This window comes from Streptomyces sp. NPDC048389, from assembly GCF_040706335.1.
GTDB lineage: Bacteria > Actinomycetota > Actinomycetes > Streptomycetales > Streptomycetaceae > Streptomyces.
Window position 1 is genome coordinate 56,336 of the sequence record NZ_JBEZKP010000005.1, and the last position, 17,961, is coordinate 74,296.

At 73.1% G+C, this 17,961-nt stretch carries 14 protein-coding genes and 1 pseudogene; 6 read left to right on the plus strand and 9 right to left on the minus strand.

The genetic code is table 11. The features are described 5' to 3' along the window. Positions 1 to 10: 10 nt before the first annotated feature. A complete protein-coding gene (locus AB0903_RS05660; RefSeq protein ID WP_366699320.1) occupies positions 11 to 619 on the minus strand; it encodes a Uma2 family endonuclease in 609 nt (202 codons plus the stop codon). 265 nt (positions 620 to 884) lie between these two features. On the opposite strand from AB0903_RS05660, the gene AB0903_RS05665 reads away from it, so the two are divergent. From AB0903_RS05665 to AB0903_RS05675, 3 genes are all read left to right on the plus strand, one after another. Continuing rightward, complete coding sequence (locus AB0903_RS05665; protein ID WP_366699322.1) at positions 885 to 1,838, plus strand: helix-turn-helix domain-containing protein; 954 nt, start codon at positions 885 to 887, stop codon at positions 1,836 to 1,838. 40 nt (positions 1,839 to 1,878) lie between these two features. Continuing rightward, entirely contained in the window at positions 1,879 to 2,748 is an 870-nt protein-coding gene (locus tag AB0903_RS05670; protein ID WP_366699324.1) for a carbohydrate-binding protein, read from the plus strand. A gap of 147 nt (positions 2,749 to 2,895) precedes the next feature. Then, complete coding sequence (locus tag AB0903_RS05675) at positions 2,896 to 3,213, plus strand: hypothetical protein (protein WP_366699326.1); 318 nt, start codon at positions 2,896 to 2,898, stop codon at positions 3,211 to 3,213. A 72-nt stretch (positions 3,214 to 3,285) separates the two neighbouring features. On the opposite strand, the gene fahA is transcribed toward AB0903_RS05675, so the two are convergent. After that, on the minus strand, positions 3,286 to 4,512 hold the full coding sequence (gene fahA / locus AB0903_RS05680) for a fumarylacetoacetase (RefSeq protein ID WP_366699328.1): 1,227 nt from the start codon (positions 4,510 to 4,512) through the stop codon (positions 3,286 to 3,288). Positions 4,513 to 4,708: 196 nt separating this feature from the next. Next, complete coding sequence (locus AB0903_RS05685; RefSeq protein ID WP_366699330.1) at positions 4,709 to 6,688, minus strand: CocE/NonD family hydrolase; 1,980 nt, start codon at positions 6,686 to 6,688, stop codon at positions 4,709 to 4,711. A 225-nt stretch (positions 6,689 to 6,913) separates the two neighbouring features. Here AB0903_RS05685 and AB0903_RS05690 point away from each other — a divergent pair, with 225 nt between their 5' ends. The 3 genes and pseudogenes from AB0903_RS05690 to AB0903_RS05700 form a co-directional block, all read left to right on the plus strand. Then, positions 6,914 to 7,924, plus strand: a complete 1,011-nt coding sequence (locus AB0903_RS05690) for a polyprenyl synthetase family protein (protein WP_366699332.1) — start codon at positions 6,914 to 6,916, stop codon at positions 7,922 to 7,924. Positions 7,925 to 8,107: 183 nt separating this feature from the next. Then, positions 8,108 to 9,349 (plus strand): DUF2092 domain-containing protein, encoded by a 1,242-nt coding sequence (locus tag AB0903_RS05695; protein WP_366699334.1) that lies wholly within the window; start codon positions 8,108 to 8,110, stop codon positions 9,347 to 9,349. Between the two features lie 125 nt (positions 9,350 to 9,474). After that, positions 9,475 to 9,703, plus strand: a pseudogene (locus AB0903_RS05700) (ATP-binding cassette domain-containing protein); the annotation flags it as partial. A 159-nt stretch (positions 9,704 to 9,862) separates the two neighbouring features. On the opposite strand, the gene AB0903_RS05705 reads toward AB0903_RS05700, so the two are convergent. From AB0903_RS05705 to AB0903_RS05730, 6 genes are read right to left on the minus strand one after another with little or no spacing between them, the layout of a single operon-like run. Further along, positions 9,863 to 10,561: a VWA domain-containing protein gene (locus AB0903_RS05705; RefSeq protein WP_366699336.1), complete on the minus strand. Its 699-nt coding sequence runs from the start codon at positions 10,559 to 10,561 to the stop codon at positions 9,863 to 9,865. A 42-nt stretch (positions 10,562 to 10,603) separates the two neighbouring features. Continuing rightward, the gene (locus AB0903_RS05710) at positions 10,604 to 12,016 is read right to left on the minus strand and encodes a hypothetical protein (RefSeq protein ID WP_366699338.1); all 1,413 of its coding nucleotides are present in this window, start codon (positions 12,014 to 12,016) and stop codon (positions 10,604 to 10,606) included. Beyond that, positions 12,013 to 13,464: a protein phosphatase 2C domain-containing protein gene (locus tag AB0903_RS05715; RefSeq protein ID WP_366699340.1), complete on the minus strand. Its 1,452-nt coding sequence runs from the start codon at positions 13,462 to 13,464 to the stop codon at positions 12,013 to 12,015. The genes AB0903_RS05710 and AB0903_RS05715 overlap by 4 nt, the downstream gene beginning before the upstream one ends. Next, the gene (locus tag AB0903_RS05720) at positions 13,461 to 14,834 is read right to left on the minus strand and encodes a hypothetical protein (RefSeq protein WP_366699342.1); all 1,374 of its coding nucleotides are present in this window, start codon (positions 14,832 to 14,834) and stop codon (positions 13,461 to 13,463) included. Before AB0903_RS05720 ends, AB0903_RS05715 begins: the two co-directional genes overlap by 4 nt. Next, positions 14,831 to 17,020 carry a hypothetical protein gene (locus AB0903_RS05725; RefSeq protein ID WP_366699344.1) on the minus strand — a complete coding sequence of 730 codons (2,190 nt, stop codon included), beginning with the start codon at positions 17,018 to 17,020 and terminating at the stop codon, positions 14,831 to 14,833. Before AB0903_RS05725 ends, AB0903_RS05720 begins: the two co-directional genes overlap by 4 nt. Beyond that, the gene (locus AB0903_RS05730) at positions 17,020 to 17,892 is read right to left on the minus strand and encodes a hypothetical protein (protein WP_366699346.1); all 873 of its coding nucleotides are present in this window, start codon (positions 17,890 to 17,892) and stop codon (positions 17,020 to 17,022) included. The genes AB0903_RS05725 and AB0903_RS05730 overlap by 1 nt, the downstream gene beginning before the upstream one ends. Between the last annotated feature and the right edge of the window lie 69 nt (positions 17,893 to 17,961).

Here is a 17,961-nt window from a genome sequence, read left to right on the forward strand (position 1 = left end):
CGGCATGTACCTACTGCTCGCGGGACCGCCTGCGCTTGGGGGCGATCGCGGTGAGGTCCAGATCGACGGGGAACGGGGCGTCCACCGTCATCCGGCCGCGGTGGATGCCAGTGGACCGGTACTGGCCGGTGTTCGGCTCCAGCTCGAAGGTGTAGACGACCGTCTTTCCCTCGACGTTCTCCACCCGCCAGTAGTGGGGGATCTTGGCTCGCGCGTACTTCACGGGCTTGGTCTCCCGGTCCCGGGTCAGCGACTCCGCGGAGACGACCTCGACGGCCAGCAGCACCGTCTGGGCCGGGAAGCGGGTCTGCTCCGCGTCCTGGATCACATGCTCCGGCACGACGATCACATCGGGCTCCGGGCGGTTCTGCCGGTCCACGTCGATGGTGAATTCCCGGACGACCTCGAAGTCCTCCGGTGCCAGCGACTGCAGCTGCCACTCGAAGAAGCTCACCGCTCGCGAGTGGAAAAGGGTCTGCGGACTCACGAAGACAAGACTCCCGTCGATCAGCTCCGTGTGCGGAGGCAGATGGGGAAGCCTGTCCAGGTCGTCGGCGATCCAGCCGCCCACGGGCGGGACCGGCCAGTCGGCCTGCCTTGCCGTCGGTTCCACGCTCATCAGTGCTCCCATGCAGCGGAGTCTCGCGGGCACATCCAGCGTATCGGGCACAAACGGATCAACACCCTGCGCACGTGTGAACGAGTCACGCTGTGTTGACCGGACCTGCCTGGGCCGGACCTGCCTGGGCCGGACCTGCCTGGGCCGGAGCCGCGTGTTGACCGGGCGTGCGTGTTCACCGTGCGTGCGTGTTGACCTGAGCCGCCTGAACGGCACCAATTGGTCTGGACCTGATGTGGTGTACGGACGACGAGGAGCGGCAGCGATGCGCGGTACGACGGTCTTACCCGGGGCGACGCCCTGCCGGGCGCCAAGGGAGGGCGTGCTGCCCATGCACCGCCTGGAGGTTCCGATGCCCAACGCCGTGCCCTTCGCCATCGGCACCTTCGACACCATCGGCCCGATGTCCCGGGCCGACTTCCCGCACCGCCACACCTTCTACGAGATCGTCCACGTCACCGCCGGCACCGGCGCCCACGTCATCGACCTCGCCCGCTGCGAACTGCGACCACCCCACCTCGGAGTGATCGCGCCGGGCCAGGTGCACCACTGGGAAGGGGTCAGAGGGCTGGCCGGTTCCGTCGTCCTGTTCACCGAGGACTTCCTGCTCGACCACCCCGGCGACCGCGAGCTGCTCCGGCGCCTGGGCGAGCGGCCCTGGCGGGATCTCGACGGGCCGACCCACGAGCGGACCGCCCGGCTGATCGCCGATCTCGACGACGAGTACCGCACCGGTGCCGACGGGTTCGCGACCGTGCTGCGGGCGCTGCTGCACATCCTCGTCGTGCGGGCCGCCCGGTTGCCGGGTCCCGCGCCCGTGCCGCCGCTCACCCGGCCGGCGGCGGTCGCGGAGGAGTTCCTCCGGCTGATCACCCGCAACGAGCCCGCGCTGTGGTCGGTGAGCGGCTGCGCGGAACGGATCGGGGTGAGCGGCGGATACCTCACGGAGGCGGTCAAGGCGGCCACCGGCCGGACCCCCGGCCGGCTGATCCGCGAAGCCCGCACCCACGAGGCCAAGAGGCTCCTGGCCAGGACGGATCTCACCGTGCGGCAGGTGGCCGGCCGGGTGGGCCTCGCCGATCCGGCGTACTTCTGCCGCTTCTTCCGGCGGGAGACCGGGGTGAGCCCCGGTGACTTCCGGCGCGGCAGGGACGTCGGAGGAGAAAAGCACCATGACCACCGGCTCCAGTCCATCGTCCTGCCGCGGCCGTCCGCGTAGCTTCGGTGCCGATCCCCGACGCCCCCACGAAGGAGCAGGCATGGACGGCGCCACCGGCACGACCGGGGAACACCCCGAGGAGATCGGGACGCAGTGCGAACCGGCCCGGCACCCGAGCCGCAAGGCGGTGCTGCGGGCGGCACTCGCAGCGACCGCTGCGGCCCCGATCGCCCTGATGGGCGTGCCCGCGCCCGCTCGGACCGCCTCGGTGACCGGTGCGGTCCCGGCCCTCACGCCCGAGTGCGACGACGGCGACGACCCGACGCCGCCGCAGATGGAGGGCCCCTACTTCAAACCGAACTCCCCACGGCGCACCTCGCTGCGGGATCCGGGCACCCCGGGCACGCGCCTGACCGTCAGCGGTCATGTCTTCGGACTGGCCTGTCTTCCCCTGAGCGGTGTGCTGCTCGACTTCTGGCAGGCGGACGTCAACGGCGCCTACGACAACGCGGGCTTCCGTTTCCGCGGCCACCAGTTCACCGACGCCCGGGGCGCGTTCTCGCTCACCACGATCGTCCCGGGCCTCTACCCGGGCCGCACGCGGCACCTCCACGTCAAGGCACAGGCGCCCGGCCGGCCCGTGCTCACCACCCAGCTCTACTTCCCGAACGAGCCCCGCAACAACACCGACGCGCTGTTCCATCCGTGCCTGCTGATGGCCGTGCGCGACAGCGGCGGCGCCAAGGAGGCGGCCTTCGACTTCGTCCTCGACGTGCCGCAGGACCCGGGACCGGGGCCGACCGACGGTCCCACCACACCGCCACCGGGCGGCACATGGGCCGTCGGCACGACCTACGCGACCGGAGCCCGCGTCACCTATGGAGGCAGCGCGTATGTGTGCCTCCAGGCACATGTGGCACAGCCGGGCTGGGAGCCGCCGTCGGTCCCGGCGCTCTGGCGGACCGAGTGACCACGGCGGGGCGCGGCTGAGGGGGCCGCGCGAAGGCCCGGCACCCCTGAGCCGGGGGCGCCGGGCCTCTGCCGTGTCCGGGCAACCCACCCACGCGACGGGGCGTCCTACCGGGGCGGAACCAACAGCCGTCGACGAGGGGGAGCCATGACCGAGCAGGAGATCCGGGCCGAGGGGACGAAGGAGCCCGGCGGTGAGCCGGCGAAGGAGCCCGGCGGTGACCACACCTGGCCCCTCGGTCTTCTGGTCCCCGCACTGTTGTTGCTCCGCTTCCTGGGGGAGCATGCCTGGGCCTACTGGACCGCGGCGGTGGTCGGTGGGCTGGGCGTGGTCTGCGCGGTGGTCCCGGTCGCCGGGGCGGCCCGTGACCTGGTGCGAAGGCGCCGTCCGTGGAAGGCGGCGTTCGCGCTGGTCGTGCTGGCCTGCGGGTCGTTCGCGCTCGTGGCCAGGCTCGCGGAGGGCTGACGGCGGGCCGTGCGCGACGCCGGCCGCCGTCCGGGGCCCGTCCGACGAGAAGCGGGCCCCGGACGGGGCGGGTCAGCGGGCGGGGACGATCCGGCCGGTGACTTCGCCGAGGCCGACCCGTACGCCGTCGGGTCCGGGCGCCCACGCGGTCATGGTCACCTCGTCACCGTCCTCCAGGAAGGTCCGCTTGCCCTCGGGGAGTTCGAAGGCGTCGCGGCCGTTCCAGGTGAGCTCCAGCAGTGAGCCCCGCTGGTTCACCTCGGGGCCGCTGACGGTGCCGGAGCCGTAGATGTCGCCCGTACGGAGCGAGGCGCCGTTCACCGTCATGTGGGCCAGCTGCTGGGCGGCCGTCCAGTACATCGTGGCGAACGGCGGCTCCGCGACGAGCCGGCCGTTGATCGCCACCGAGATCCGTACGTCGAAACCGTCGGGCTCCTCCGCCTCGGAGTCGTCGAGGTAGGGCAGCAGGGGGACGTCACGGGCGGGCGGCGCGGTCCTGGCCGCGTCCAGCGCCTCCAGCGGGGTGACCCAGGCGGCGACCGAGGTGGCGAAGGACTTGCCGAGGAACGGGCCGAGCGGCACGTACTCCCACGCCTGGATGTCGCGTGCGGACCAGTCGTTGAGCAGGAACATCCCGAAGACGTGGTCGCGGAAGTCCCCGAGGGCCACCGGACTCCCGTGCTCGGAGGGGGTGCCGACGAGGAAGCCGACCTCCGCCTCGATGTCGAGCTTCACCGAAGGGCCGAACACCGGCGCGGCGTCGGCGGGTGCCTTCCGCTGCCCCGAGGGGCGTACGACGTCGGTGCCGGTTACCACGACCGTGCCGGCCCGGCCGTGGTAACCGATCGGCAGGTGCTTCCAGTTGGGGGTGAGCGCGTCACCGTCCGGGCGGAAGATCCGGCCCACGTTGGTGGCGTGGTGCTCGCTCGCGTAGAAGTCGACGTAGTCCGCGACCTCGTACGGGAGGTGCATCGTCACGGCGTCCAACGGGTGCAGCAGAGGCTCTATGTCGGGCCGGTGTGCCGGCACCGTCACCCATGCCGTGAGCGCCCGGCGCACATCGCGCCACGCCGTACGCCCGGCGGCCAGCAGCGGGTTGAGGCTCGGCTGCGCCAGCAGGCCGGCGTAGGGCGAGCCGAGTGCGTGGGCGGCGGCCCCGGCATCGAGCACGTGGTTCCCGATCCGGACACCGAGCCTGCGGCGCTCGGGTTCGCCGGCCGTGGTGAAGACGCCGTACGGAAGGTTGTGCGGGCCGAAGGGGTCGCCCTCGGCGAGATCGAGCGGGCTCTGCTCGGGCATCGGTGCTTGCCTCGCTTTCCACGGATGTAGGGGACACGTTACGTGGCGGTCCGGCGGCCCCGGGAGTGCGCCCGGTGCCCCGGTTCCGTGTTCCCGGCGGCCGGTTCCGTGTTCCCGGCGGCCGGTTCCGTGTTCCCGGCGGCCGGTGCCCGGTGCCCGGTGCCCCGTGCCCCGTGCCCGGTGCCCGGTGCCCGGTTCAGGCGGAGGGCGGGCCGATGCGTCTCTTCCAGGTGCGGTGGAAGACGATCTCGTCGCCGCTCCGGCACACCACCTCGTCGGAGGTGAGGAAACCCGCCGCCTCCCGGCCGATCTCCGAGCGTGTCCACACGTGGACGTCCCACGCCTCCTGCGGCCGGTGCAGCCGCACCGTCCACTCGGCGAGGGCGCGGGCGGACAGCGGGTCGGCCTCCTCGATCGTGTACGTCTCGTGGCACTCCTCGGTGTACTCCAGGCCGTCGGGGTGGACACGGGTGCCGCCCTGGTGCGGTGTCGCTTCCACGGTCCAGCGTCCGGCCTGCACGTCGCGTACGAGCAGCAGCCGCGGGGCCGGAGCGTCGAGGGTCTGCGGGACGGCGACCGCGGGCGGTCGGGAGTGCTCGGGCTCCGCGAAGCCGGCGCTTTCCCCTGCCGGTCCGCGGACCGGCAGGTCGAGCCGGGAGCCCGCCGGGTCCAGCGTGAAGCCCGCCGGGCCCGGGGGCGGCCAGATCCAGGGCCAGTACGCGGAGGAGACGGCGAGCCGGATCCGGTGTCCCGGGGCGAAGACGTGGCCGGCGGCGGCCAGGTCGAAGCTCACGTCCTGTGTGCTGCCGGCGGGCCAGGGCACCGCACGGTCCGGACCCTCGCGGGCCGCCAGGTTCAGCGCGCCGCGGGTGACGAGCACGGCCGCGCCGTCGGGGGCGATGTCGCAGAGCCGGGCCACGGCGAAGCCGTCCGGGCCCGCGGCCGACAGCCGCAGGGTGATCCGGGGCCGGCCGAGGACGCTGACGGGGTCCTCGCCGACGGGGAACTCGAAGCACACCGACCGCGCGTCCTCCTCCCGCTGGTCCGGCGGCAGGTCGGCGTCGTGCCCGGCAGGCCGGAAGCGGCCCGCGTCCGCCCCGGTGTGCTGCGGGGAGTCGACGAGGACCGGTCCGCCGCCCAGCGCGTAGGGGACGACGGCGACGTGCGGGGAGGGCCAGGCCGGCTCACCCGTCCAGCGGCCCCGTGCCGGGTCGGCCGCTCCGAGCCGGCAGCGCAGCAGCGGCTCGGACATCACCGAGGTGTCCCTGTCCTTCAGCCACTGGTCCCACCAGCGCAGCGTCTCCTGGAGGAAGCCGATCGCCTCCCCGTGCCCTTCCCCCTCCCCAGCCCGGTCGGGGTACTGGTGCGGCCACGGCCCGATCAGCCCCCGCACCCGGTCCGCCGGCAGCCGTTCGACCAGTCTGAGGACCGTGTCCCGGCTCGGGTCGCGCATGCCGCTCACCGCCAGCACGGCCGCGGCCACCGCGGCGGTGTCGTCGCTGACCCCGGCGCTCAGCCAGTACTCGTCGCGCAGCTGATGGGCCAGCCAGGTGTGGACGACGGGTGTCAGGGACTCCAGGCGTGCCAGCCACATCGCGAGCCACTCGTCACCCGTGTGCAGCGGGTCCGGAGGCCGGGCCGCGAGCGCGAGCCGCCCGGCGGCCCGCGAGTGCAGGCCCTGCCCGGCGACGCATCCGCCGACGAAGGGGCCGTCGTTCTCGTACGGGTCGTCCGTCGCGTCGACCACGACCACGGCGCGCAGCGGCTCCGGTGCGAGGGCCGCGATCCGCAGCGCGTTCCGGCCGCCCCGGCCGATCCCGAACATGCCGACCCGGCCGTCGCACCACGGCCGGCGGGACAGCCACTCGATCACGGCGACGCCGTCGGCGAGTTCGATCGCGTCGTACTCGCCGCCCGGGACGCCCCCGCTGTTGCCGTGGCCGCGCACGTCGACCCGTACGGAGGCATAGCCGTGGCCCGCGTACCAGGGGTGGCGCTCGCCGTCGCGCACCGCCGTCGTGTCGGTGAGCCGGTGCGGCGCGTACTCGAGCAGCGCGGGCACCGGCTCGTCGGTGACCGGCCGCCACACGCGCGCGTGCAGCTCGGTGCGGTCCGGCAGGGGGACGCGGACATCCGCGTGGACCGTCTCGTACGGGAAATCGGTGCGGATGCGCATGGCGGGACCTCGGCGGCGCGTGAGGGGGAGAGGGCGGCACGGCAAAGCGTGGTCCGACGGTAACGGGCAAATGCCGCAGTTCTTATCATTGATGCTGTTCTCGAACATATAGGCGCGGCGGGAAGGCGCTCATGGTGATCGAAAGGCGACCGGATACGCTGACTTGAGTGAATCCAGCGACACATCGACAATCCGTGTGATCGTCAGCAGACAGGAGATCCCCTCGTGACCGTCGTCGAGCCGTTCGGGCTGAGCGTGCGGGACCAGGCTCTTGAGGCCGATGTCCGGACCGGCTTGTCGGCCGTCGAGGCGGGGCTGCTCGACGCCACGAAGAGCGAGGTCCCCTTCATCACCGAGGCCGCGCAGCACCTGGTGCGCGCGGGCGGGAAGCGGTTCCGGCCGCTGCTGGTGATGCTCGCCGCCCAGTTCGGCGATCCGTACGCGCCGGGGATCGTGCCCTCCGCCGTGGTCGTCGAGCTCACCCATCTCGCGACGCTGTACCACGACGACGTCATGGACGAGGCGGACGTGCGGCGCGGGGTCGCCAGCGCCAACACCCGCTGGGACAACTCGGTGGCGGTGCTGACCGGCGACTTCCTTTTCGCCCGCGCCTCCCACATCCTGGCCGACCTCGGCCCCGAGGCCGTGCGCATCCAGGCGGAGGCGTTCGAGCGGCTGGTGACCGGCCAGATCCTGGAGACCGCCGGTCCCCGCGACGGCCGCGACCCGGTGGACCACTACCTCGACGTCATGTCCGGCAAGACCGGCTCGCTGGTTGCCGTTTCCGTGCGCTTCGGCGCCATGATGTCCGGCGCCCAGGACCGTGTCGTCGACATCCTCACCCAGTACGGCGAGCGGCTCGGCGTCGCCTTCCAGCTCGCCGACGACGTGCTCGACATCGCGTCCGACTCGCACGAGTCCGGCAAGACCCCCGGCACCGACCTGCGTGAAGGGGTGCCGACCCTGCCGGTGCTGCGGCTGCGCGCCCTGGCGGAGGCCGAGGGCCGCCCGGAGGACCTCGAGCTCGTGAAGCTCCTGGAGAGCGACCTGACGGACGACCTCCGGCACGCGGAGGCGCTGCGTCGGCTGCGCGCGCATCCGGCGCTCGAGCAGGCCCGCCGGGACACCGTGCGGTACGCGCAGGAGGCGCGGGCGCTGCTCGCCCCGCTGCCCGAGTGCTCGGCCAAGGCAGCGCTGGAGGAGCTGTGCGACGCGGTGGTCCACCGCGCCGGCTGACTCCTTTGCGGCCCACCGCATCGTGCTGAGCGCTCTCGTCCCCTACGGGACGGGGGAGTTGCCGACTCGGTCTCTCATCCCAGAGAGGTACGTCAAGTTGCGCCCGCGGTCTGACGCTTGTGGACCGCACATTTGGTCATATGGATTGCACCACCCCTGACACCCACGGAGGTAGGGCACACCATGGCACCGAACGACAGCACACAGACCACCGAAGGGGCCGAGGACCTCGCAGCGCGCCCCCGCAGGGCCGCCCGCTACCTCGTCCCGGTCGCGGTGGCCACAGTGGCGGCGGCGACCATCGGGCTCGTCCCGGCGCTCGCTGCCTCCGGTGACCCGGATCTGCCGAAGATCAGTGCGCAGGAACTCATCGAGAAGATGGCCGCGTCGGACACCGAGCAGTTCTCCGGCACGGTGAAGATCAGCACCGACCTCGGGCTGCCGTCGCTCGGCGGTCTCGCCGGCGCGCTCGGCGGTGAGGACGGCGGCGGCTCGTCGGCCGCTCCCGAGGGCAAGCTGACCGAACTCGCCACCGGCACCCACACTCTGCGGGTCGCCGCCGACGGCCCCGACCGGCAGAAGGTGTCCATCCTCCAGGACTCCTCCGAGTACAGCCTCATCCACAACGGTGACGAGGTGTGGGGCTACGACAGCGCCTCGAACGAGGTCTACCACGCCACGGATGCCGGACAGCGCGACGGCAAGGACGGCAAGGACGTCCCGGTCCCCGAGGATCTGCCGAAGGACTTCCCGGCCACGCCGGGAGACCTCGCCGACGAGGTGCTGAAGGCCGCCGGAGACACCACGTCCATCACCGTCGGGGGCACCTCCCAGGTCGCCGGCCGCGACGCGTACAAGCTGGTCGTCAAGCCCAAGCAGGCAGGCTCGACGATCGGTTCCGTCACCGTCGCGGTGGACGCGGAGCACGGCGTTCCGCTCAAGTTCACGCTCACGCCGAGCAGCGGCGGCAAGGCGGTGATCGACGCGGGCTTCACCAAGGTCGACTTCTCCCGGCCGGCCGCCTCGACCTTCGACTTCACCCCGCCCAAGGGCGCCAAGGTGACGGAGGCCGACGACACGGCGCACGAGCAGGCCCCGGAGCAGGTCCCCGAGGAGTTCAAGGACCTCGAGGACCTGGGCGGTCTCGACGTGATCGGCGAGGGCTGGACCACCATCGCCAAGATCGAGGGCCCGGGCGGCGACGCGGCGGGCGCCCTGAACGGAGACGAGGACGGCGAGAACGACGTCCCGGCGGAGGCCCGGCAGTTCCTCGACGCGCTCGGCGACAAGGTCGAGGGCAAGTTCGGCACCGGCACGGTCTTCACGACGCGCCTGGTCAACGTCCTCATGACGGACGACGGCACGGTCTACGCGGGCGCCGTGACCAAGGACGCCCTGGTCAAGGCCGCGAACGAGGCCAAGTAGGACAGCCGCGGCCGGCAGCTCGCACTCCCGCCCCGCGCCCCGTCGTGCTCACTACGACGGGGCAGGGGTCCGACCGGGCCGGCCGGAGCAGCGGCGGATGAGCCGCTGTTCAAGGGGGAGAGCCGATGACCGCCGTCATTGAGACGCGCGGGCTCTCTCCAAGCGCTGCCGGGGCGGACACAGTTGGCGGTCGACCGGCTGGACCTCGGCGTGGGGCCGGCAGCGTTTTCGGGTTCCTCGGGCCGAACGGGTCGGGGCAGGACCACCGCCATCCGCATGCTGATGGGCCTCGAGCCCACCGCCGGCCGCGCCACCGTCCTCGGCCGGCCCGTGCCCCTCTGCGCGGGCACCCTGCTCCTGCGGGATCTGGCCGGCAGGCCGCGTACGCGGCCGGGTTCGGTTCCGCGGCCCGGGCCCGCTGCACCACGAAGGACGTGACGGCGCCGGGCCGAGGCGGCCCGCATGCCCGCGCGGGAGTGCCCGCGCATGCGGTGCCCGGCGCCGATTCGGGCGTCAGCCCACGAAATCCAGCGGCAGGGTCCGGTACCCCTTGACCTCCTCGGGAACCTGGAGGCTCTGTACGCGGGCGGACGCCACCAGCGAGTTCAGCAGACTGCTCATGGCCTCGGACAGCGCCGCCCCGGTGTGCTCCCCGTTGTCCTGCGCGATGTAGGCCGCCGCCGTGGCGATGGTGCTCAGCACCGCCTCGCTCGCATCGCCGAACCCGTACGTGATGATGTTCGGCCGGGGCTTCCAGGCGCGGTCCTGGAGCGCGTCGAGGTCCCGCTTCCAAGCACCCCGGGGCTCGTCGGTCGGAATGCCGTCGGTCAGCAGGAACATCACGGGGCGCAGCACTTCGGTGCCGGCCGCGGACATCGTCCTGACGTCCTCCGTGATGCGGGCCTTCACCAGTTCGAGCATCGGGCCGACGTTGGTGAGGCCCTCGCAGGAGACCGTGGGCAGGGTCTCCAGGGTCTCGATGTCCGTCATCGCGGTCACGACGTGCGGCTGGGTGTTGAAGGAGATCACCGACAGGTGGATGAACTCCGACAGCTGCGGACTGGTGTAGAGGGTGTCGTAGATCTTCAGCAGGGTGGCGTTGAGCAGTTGCTCGTGGCGCTTCATCGACCCCGAGGTGTCCAGCACCAGATAGGTCGGAAGCCCCTTCGCCTTGAAACCGGTCGACGAGGCTTCCGGGCCGTACTCGCTCATGCTGTCTCCTTCTCTCGTTCGCGTCATCGGGCGGGCCCGGGATCAGATCCACCCGAGGACGAAGTGGGCTATGCAGTACAGGGCGGCGATCAGGACCGTCAGGGCCGTGAGGACCTTCGGGGCGGACAGACCCTTGCCGGGCCGCGGGCGCCGGGCAGGCGCCGGCCCCCGTGCGGCGACGGCCGCCGCCGTACGGGAGCGCGGCGCCCCGGAACCCGGCGATCCGGCGGGGGCCGCTGCCCCGGACGGGCCGCGGCCCGGTGTGGCGGCGGGGGGTTGAACCGTCGGGGCCGCCGGTTCGGGTTCGGGAGCGGGCGGGGCCGGCGGAGGCGGTGCGGGCGACGGAGGCGGTGCGGGGGGCCGGGGCATGCTCCGGCTCGGCGCCGCCGGGGCCCGGGCGGCGAGCCGGCCACGGAGATCGACCTTTCCCGTCACATTGGCTGCTCCGCCACCGGCCGTGTCGGAGCCGGGCGCGGCCTTGCGGGCCGCCTTGGTCGGCCCGACCTTGATGCCGCCGGTCACATTGCTCGACGGGGCGCGCGGGGACGGCGACGGCGACGGCGCGCTTCGGTGTTCGGCGGTCGTGTCACGAGTCCGGCGGAGTGCCGCGAGCAGCTGGGCCGGTCCAGGCCGGTCGGTTTCGCGGGTGGCCTTCAGCGCTTCTCCGAGCGCGTCGGTGAACGCGTCGGAACCTGTGGTGGCAACCAGCTCGCGGTGCGCGGCCAACGGGTCCTGCCGGACAGCCGTGAGGCAGCGCACCGCCATCACGGCGAGCTTGTAGCGGTCGCTGTAAACGGTCAGCCGCCGCGACCGGTCCGGGAACAGCGGGTCCTGCCAGCCGTACGACTCGACCCAGTCCCTGGTGCCGATGCCGCAGGAGTCCATGTCGATGACGAAAACCCGGCCGGTCCGGTGGTCCCACAGCGTGTTGCGGTACGACCAGTCCGCGTAGACCAGGTCGTGGCGTGCGAACAGCGCCCCGGCGGTGAGCAGTTCGCGCACCGCCCGGGTGCGTACCCCGGTGTCGGGCGGTCGCAGCCCGGCAGCCTCGCACTTCTCCCGGGGCAGGGCCAGCCAGTCGAGTTCGAGCGGCGCCGCGTCCCGCAGGCCGGAAGGCGCCTTGAGGCGGGCGTAGAACGGGTCCGGCGCCTTCGCCATCACCACGCCGACGAGGTCGCGGCCGTCGTAGACGCGCGTCGTGGGCCAGCACAGGGAGCGGTCGACCAGCGCCTGGTCGTCCTGGGACATGCCGGTCGGCAGATAGACGAGTCGCTGCAGATCCGAGGCACGCGCCGCTCCGACGGGCTGCTTGTAGATCTTGGCGAGCCAGCCGGGGTGGCCCGCGATCTCGTAGACCAGCCGGGACTCGCCGTTGTCCCGGGCGATCACCGTGCCCTGCGGGACGTCGCCGATCTCCACCCGGGAACGGAACGGGCTGTCGGACCAGGTCCTCACGCGGGCCGCCCCCTGTCCCCGCACCAGACCACGACGGCCGTACGGTCGTCGTGCATCTGCACCTGGTCGAATCCGACCTGGCCCAGGAACGTCCCCAGGGCCGGTGGGCGGGCCCACCGTTCGGCGAACCAGCGCCGCGCCTCGGGTCCGGCGGCGAGGGCGTCACCGACTCCGTCGGTCGTCACCGCCAGCGCGGAGCCGGCCTCGAGCTCTGCGATCCCCCACGAGACACCGTCGGGGCGGTGCGGCAGGTACTCGGAGACGGCCGACGGGTCGAACCCGCCCTTGTCCTCGCCGATGAGCCGCTCCCACCGGCCCCGGCACAGCCGCCAGGCGCTCACATCGGCGATCGCGGCGAGCCACACCCTGCGCCGGCCGTTCTCGTGCGGCACAGCGGGCACCACCGCGGCGACGGCGACGGCCCGCACCTGGTCGGCGTCCCAGTTGCGCTGGCCGGCCACCGCGTCCATCTGCCCGGCAGCGGCGAGGAACGCCTCGCGGTGGTCGAGCCGCTCCAGCGGTGTCCCGGAGTCCAGTGCCGTACGCAGAGAGTTGACCAGCGCCGACACGGCCACTTGCGCGCCGACGTCCGAGTGCGCGCTGTCCGACATGCCGTCCGCCACGGCGATCACCAGGTGGCGGCCGGCCCGGTCCCTGCCGATGCGGTAGGCGTCCTGCCGCGGTTTCCCCTGCCCCCGGTGACCGGGGCCGATCACGGACCCGGCCCGGACCACGAGCCCGCCGAGCACGGCCTCGTCCGCCGCCAGACCGTGCGGGGCCGGCTCGGCGGGCAGCCGCCACGGCGCCCGTGAAGCCCGGGAGGACTTCAGCAGGACGGGTGGGCCGTCGTCCTCGGGAGCGGCGGGCAGGGGCGGCCCGTCAGGTGCCGCCCGGTCGGCGGCCGGCTCACCGCCGGGCGGGAGCTGCCGCGGTGCGGCGCCGTGCTGGGCGGCCGGCCGCGCGGCATGCCGGACAAAACCGCGTTCGGCGCACCCGTGCGCGACGGGGTGCCGGCCCGGCGGTGGGGACGGGGCGGGCAGACGTCCGGGGCTCTCGTCGCCGTATTGGTCGGCGGCATCGTCCTGCGGTCCGACCCGTGGAGCGGCAGGGCCGGGGCCGCCTTCGTGCCGGTCGTTCTGCCCGGGTGCCCGTGCCGGGCCGTGTGCCCGGTCCTCGCCCTGCCAGTGTTCCTGGAGCCCTTCCGGCACGTCGGGGCGGAGATGCCGCCAGCAGAATCCCGTCACCGCACCGGTCGTCAGGGCGGTGACGCCGAGACCTTTCCAGCCGAACAAGAGGCTTCCCCCCGATAGGAACAGAGTGCTCACCGCGACGAAGGTCAGCGTCAGCCGCCGGCGGCGGGAAAGGCGGCCCGTGCCCGGACGGGCGGTGCCGTCCGTCGGCTCCTGCGGCCTGCCCGCGGCACGGTGCTGGCCTTGATGCGCCCTCATGAGGCCGTCCCCGGCCCGCCGCTCCCGCCGCTGCGGCGACGCCCGACGCGGGTCGCCCCGGTGACGTTGGCGGAGCCGCCGCTCGCGGCCGCGTCCCCGCCGGAGCCGTCGCCCGGCGGGGACGTTTCGGCGGAGGAACCGGGACTTGCCGCGCCGCCCCGCACGGGCCCGTTCTGCGCGGTACCGGGCGCCCCGCCCGGACCGGCCGCCGCCGGTGTCACCTGCGGCGGCACCGTGGGCGGTTCACCGGCCGGAGATGCCGCCGAAGATGCCGAGCCGGGGCGGCGGCGGGGCCGGGGCGGCGGTGTCGGGCCGGTCGGCGGGACCACCATGCCCGCCACAACTGCGTGCTGGGTGGGCTGCGTCCCCTGGACCGCGGGCCGTGTTCCGGCCGTCGGTCCCGCCTGCCCGGCTGTTGCCCGCCCCGCACCCGGAGGCAGGGGTGCGGGCGCCTGCGACGCCCCCGCGGCCGGAGCCGGCAGCGCGGCGGTGCCGCCGGTCCCGGTATCGAAGAGCGGAGCCGGTCGCTGCATCTCGTGCCACAGATGCTGCGCCTCCGCCGGCTGGATCATGCCCGCTCCGACCAGATCCCGCAGCATCTGGGCCTTCTGCTCGACCGCCACGTCGTGCCGGTTGCCGAGTTCCGACATGATCTCGTGCAGCTTCGAAGGGTCCTGTGCGATCAGGTGCAGCAGCAGCCCGCCTTCGCCGCGGGCCGCCGAGAGCAGCACCTCCTCGCGCTTGGCCTGGAGCTCGGCCTCCACGCTCTGCGTGGTGAGCGCGACATCGCGCTCGGCCGCTGCTATCTGGGTGTCGAACTCCCTTTGCTTGAGCGCCCGGAGGTGGTCCGAGGCGTGGCTGTCGAGATAGAGCCGAACGACGAGTGTGTCCACGGTGAGACCCACCGGCAGCCGATGTGAACGGTCGCACACGGAGGTACGGACGTAGTCGGCGAACTCCTGGAGCCGTTCGATGCCGTACGACGCGGCGTGCGGCCACAGCAGGTCGCGCATGGCGACACACACGGCGGAGTGTCCCTCGGCAACCGACCGGATGCCCCGGCGGACCACCTCGGTGGCGTCCGTGACCCGCCACCGGGCCTCGAACGATGCCTGGAAGGGAAACCCGCCGGTGCCGCTGGGCAGCGGCTCCGACCAGCCGACCGTACGGTCCACGAGGTCGACCTCGTAACGGAACCGGTAGCGGAGCGACCCGAGCGCAGTGGGCTTACGGGGCAGTTCGACAAGCGCACCGTCCTCGGTGCTGAACAGGAGAACCTGGCCGGGGCGCACGGGACCTCCGCGGTCGCCCATGCTCACCGGCATCGGTCCGGTGAAGAGTTGCTGCTCGGGGGCAGGTGGTTCGGTCACGATGTGCCGCTCTTTCCGTCGAGATGGGTGAGAACGTGGTGTCCGGACCGCGGCGCGCCGCGGCCGTCGGTGCCGCTGACCCAGGACTCGGCCAAGTGGCGGACGATCAGTTCCGTCCGCCGGTCGGCGGCGGTGACGTCGAGAAGGGCGGCCAGGGCGGCACGCCCACGGGCGTCGGTCTCGACGAGAGCCGCCCAGTCGGTGAGCACCTCATGCGCGACGCCGTAGCTGACGGCCGAGTTGACCGTCTGGCGCCACAACGCGGCGATCTCGGCCCGCTGCGCCGCGTCCCGCTCGGTCGCGGTGAGGAGAGCGGGCCAGAGCCGTGGTGTGGTGGCGGGCCCGTCGGTGGCGTGCGGGACCGCCGGTTTTCTCGGCGAGTCCATCAGGTCACCGGCCGCATAGAGGAAGGCCAGTTCACCCACGGCCCTGCGCAGGGTGCCGTGCATCCCGGTGACGGCCCACTGGTCGAGGAGGTCGAGGGCGTCCGACCGGTAGCGTCCGCCGTCCAGGGCCATGTACTCGGTGAGGCTGCGGCACAGCGCCTCGACGACGGGAACCTTCTCGATGCCGGCGAGGTGGTGCAGCCATGCCCACGCCTGCTCGTCGCCGTCGTGCTCGAAGACCACCCGCCAGGCGCGTGCGGCCGTTGCCTGTAGTTCCGCCGACGCGGAGTCGGCGGACCAGGCGACCACCAGGTTGTAGGCGGCGGCGGCGTGCCCCGACTCCTTCGCGGCGACACCCAGGGCGATCGCGGCGGCGTCACGCAGCTCGGCATCCTTGTCGGCGGCCCAGGGCTGCAGGATCCGGGCCCGTACCGTCTCGAAGCCGTGCCGTGCCAGCACTCCCGCGGCGACGGCGGCCCGTACCCCGACGGTGGGGAGCACGCCGGCCGCCGAGTCGCGCAGCCAGCCGGGCAACACCTCGCGGATTTCGTCGTACTCGCTCCAGATGTGCTCGAGCACCTTCACGGCCAGGCCGGGGTCCCGGAAGCGGACGACCTTGCCTCGCGCGCCGCCGTGCCGGGTGGCGACCTCGGAGTCGACCAGCGTGCCGTGGACGGCGTCGAGCCGGGCCGTCCTGGTGCCCATGAGCCTGACGCCTCTGGCCCGTACGGGATTGTCGGGGCTCTCCGCGACCTGCAGGCGCTCCTCCAGGTCGCGGGCGAGGCTGGCGACGATCTCGTACGCCTCGCCGCCGAACGCCGCGATTCCGATGGCCAGGCACTGCTGGGGCAGGTTGTCCATGTGCTGCAGCCAGTGGGCGACGGCCCGTTCACCCTGCAGGGCCTTGCGTTCACGTACCCGGCCGGCCACCTGGTCGTCTGCGACGGCGTCGGCGGCCTCGGCGAGGGCGCGGCCCAGGTCGGCCGCAGCGCCCGCCCCGCCTCCTTGGAGCTCCTCCCGGAGCAGCTCCCGCACGTCACGCCGGGCCAGCAGCCGACGGCCGCGCGCCGCGGCGGCGACCCCGAGCCGCCAGGCCACGTGGGCGGCGACGATCCGCTCGCCCGCGGACGGCCCGGGGACTTCGACCACGTGCTGCTGCACGCGGGGGTCGGCGAACTGGACGCCGACCGTGGCGGTGAGGACCAGCCGGCAGTCGCATGCCCGCAGTTCGGCGTCCAGCCTGCTCAGTTCGAACGGGGTCAGCGCGTCGGCGGCGCGCTGGGTGAGGCCCGCGAGTACGTAGCCCGCACCGCGCTGCAGATCGGCTCTCCCGACCCGGGTGAGATCGGTGTCCGGGTCGAGCAGATGGAGCGTGCGATGACCTGTCCGGTGGAGGCCGGTCCGGGCCACGGCCTCCTTGCCCGTGCCGGGCCGTCCCCTGAGGACGGTGACGCTGCGGATCCGCATCCCCCGGACCAGGGAATCGAAACCGTCCGGGGCCACGAACGCCTCTTGCACCTCGTCGAGTTCCTCGGCCGTCAGCCTGTAGGAGCGCAGCCCCGCGGCTCCGGGAGCCATGTTGAAGACGTAGCTGTCGCCGCCGAACACCTGGCCGGCCGAGACGCGCAGGCCGCTGACGGCGTCGCGTTCGACGTCGAGGCGCTCCCCGGAGGCGCCGCGCACACCGCGCAGGGCCGACATGCCCTCGCGCAGACCCTGCCGGGGGTCGGGTGCGCAGTGGCCGTCGAGCCCGGGTTCGGCTGCGACGTGGCCGGCAGCGCCTGGTGGTTCCTCGGACATCAGGCACCTGCCTTCGGGCCGCGGTCCGGGGCCTCGGCCTCGTCCGGTTCGGCACCCCAGCGGAAGCTCTGCGTGCCGTGCACCACCTGGTCACCGGCGAAGACCTGCCCGACGCGGTCGAACATGGCCCCTGCGAAGGGCCCGGGGCCGTCGGCGCCCGAACGGTTCGGGGCAGTACCCGGGCCGGGAGCCGTCCGGCCGGACGGCTCCCGGCCCGGCGCCGCGGGGCGGGAGGTACGGGCCGGCCCCGCGGGCGGTGCGGTCTCCGCCTCTGTCAGACCGGGCGGGGCGTCGTATCCGGGCACCCGGATCCAGGCGGACGCCCCTTGGATCTCCTTGGCGTCGAAGGCGACGCGGCGGAACGTCTCGCTCGCCACCGAGGGATCGTCGTGCCGGACGATCTGGCGGTGCCACTCCGCGGAGACGGCGAGCGCGAGCCCCGCACGGGTGCCGGAGGCGAGTGCCGTGCGGAGCGGGGCGATGTCCACCAGCCGGCAGGCGGTGTTCAGTTCCTCGCCCGCCCATCCGTGCCCGTCCCGTGCGACGTCGCCCTGGTGCAGCGCGACACGCAGCCGGAGGGCGCCCTCCTCGCTGCTGGTTCTGGCGTGGTCCCGCAGCCGGTGGTTGAGGACCTCGACGAACCGGCCGGTGAGATCGGTCCGGTCGAAAGTGCCGGGAAGGAGCCAGAAGAAGCCGTCCCCGCGGTCGGAGGGCTGAGGCGCGCTGCGGTGATCGAGACCTGTTTCCGCGAATGCCGCTTCGGTGAGTGCGTAGAGCCTTTCCCGCAGCCAGAGTTGCAGGGGATTGGCACGGCATCCGAATTCAGCGATGTCGACGACGAGTATGGAGTAGTGCTGGGATTTGGGCCTCATGAGATTCCGTCCTTCCGCGCGGTGCGACGTCGTGGACCACCGTCCCCGTGGCCGGTGGTCCACGGCGTC

Excerpts from the sequence above, each read along its gene's own strand:
- AB0903_RS05695 (WP_366699334.1), top strand. The coding sequence starts at position 8,108 with ATGGCACCGAACGACAGCACACAGACCACCGAAGGGGCCGAGGACCTC.
- AB0903_RS05670 (WP_366699324.1), top strand. The coding sequence starts at position 1,879 with ATGGACGGCGCCACCGGCACGACCGGGGAACACCCCGAGGAGATCGGG.
- AB0903_RS05715 (WP_366699340.1), bottom strand. The coding sequence starts at position 13,464 with ATGAGGGCGCATCAAGGCCAGCACCGTGCCGCGGGCAGGCCGCAGGAG.
- AB0903_RS05725 (WP_366699344.1), bottom strand. The coding sequence starts at position 17,020 with ATGTCCGAGGAACCACCAGGCGCTGCCGGCCACGTCGCAGCCGAACCC.
- AB0903_RS05730 (WP_366699346.1), bottom strand. The coding sequence starts at position 17,892 with ATGAGGCCCAAATCCCAGCACTACTCCATACTCGTCGTCGACATCGCT.
- AB0903_RS05665 (WP_366699322.1), top strand. The coding sequence starts at position 885 with ATGCGCGGTACGACGGTCTTACCCGGGGCGACGCCCTGCCGGGCGCCA.
- AB0903_RS05660 (WP_366699320.1), bottom strand. The coding sequence starts at position 619 with ATGAGCGTGGAACCGACGGCAAGGCAGGCCGACTGGCCGGTCCCGCCC.
- AB0903_RS05675 (WP_366699326.1), top strand. The coding sequence starts at position 2,896 with ATGACCGAGCAGGAGATCCGGGCCGAGGGGACGAAGGAGCCCGGCGGT.
- AB0903_RS05685 (WP_366699330.1), bottom strand. The coding sequence starts at position 6,688 with ATGCGCATCCGCACCGATTTCCCGTACGAGACGGTCCACGCGGATGTC.
- fahA (WP_366699328.1), bottom strand. The coding sequence starts at position 4,512 with ATGCCCGAGCAGAGCCCGCTCGATCTCGCCGAGGGCGACCCCTTCGGC.
- AB0903_RS05705 (WP_366699336.1), bottom strand. The coding sequence starts at position 10,561 with ATGAGCGAGTACGGCCCGGAAGCCTCGTCGACCGGTTTCAAGGCGAAG.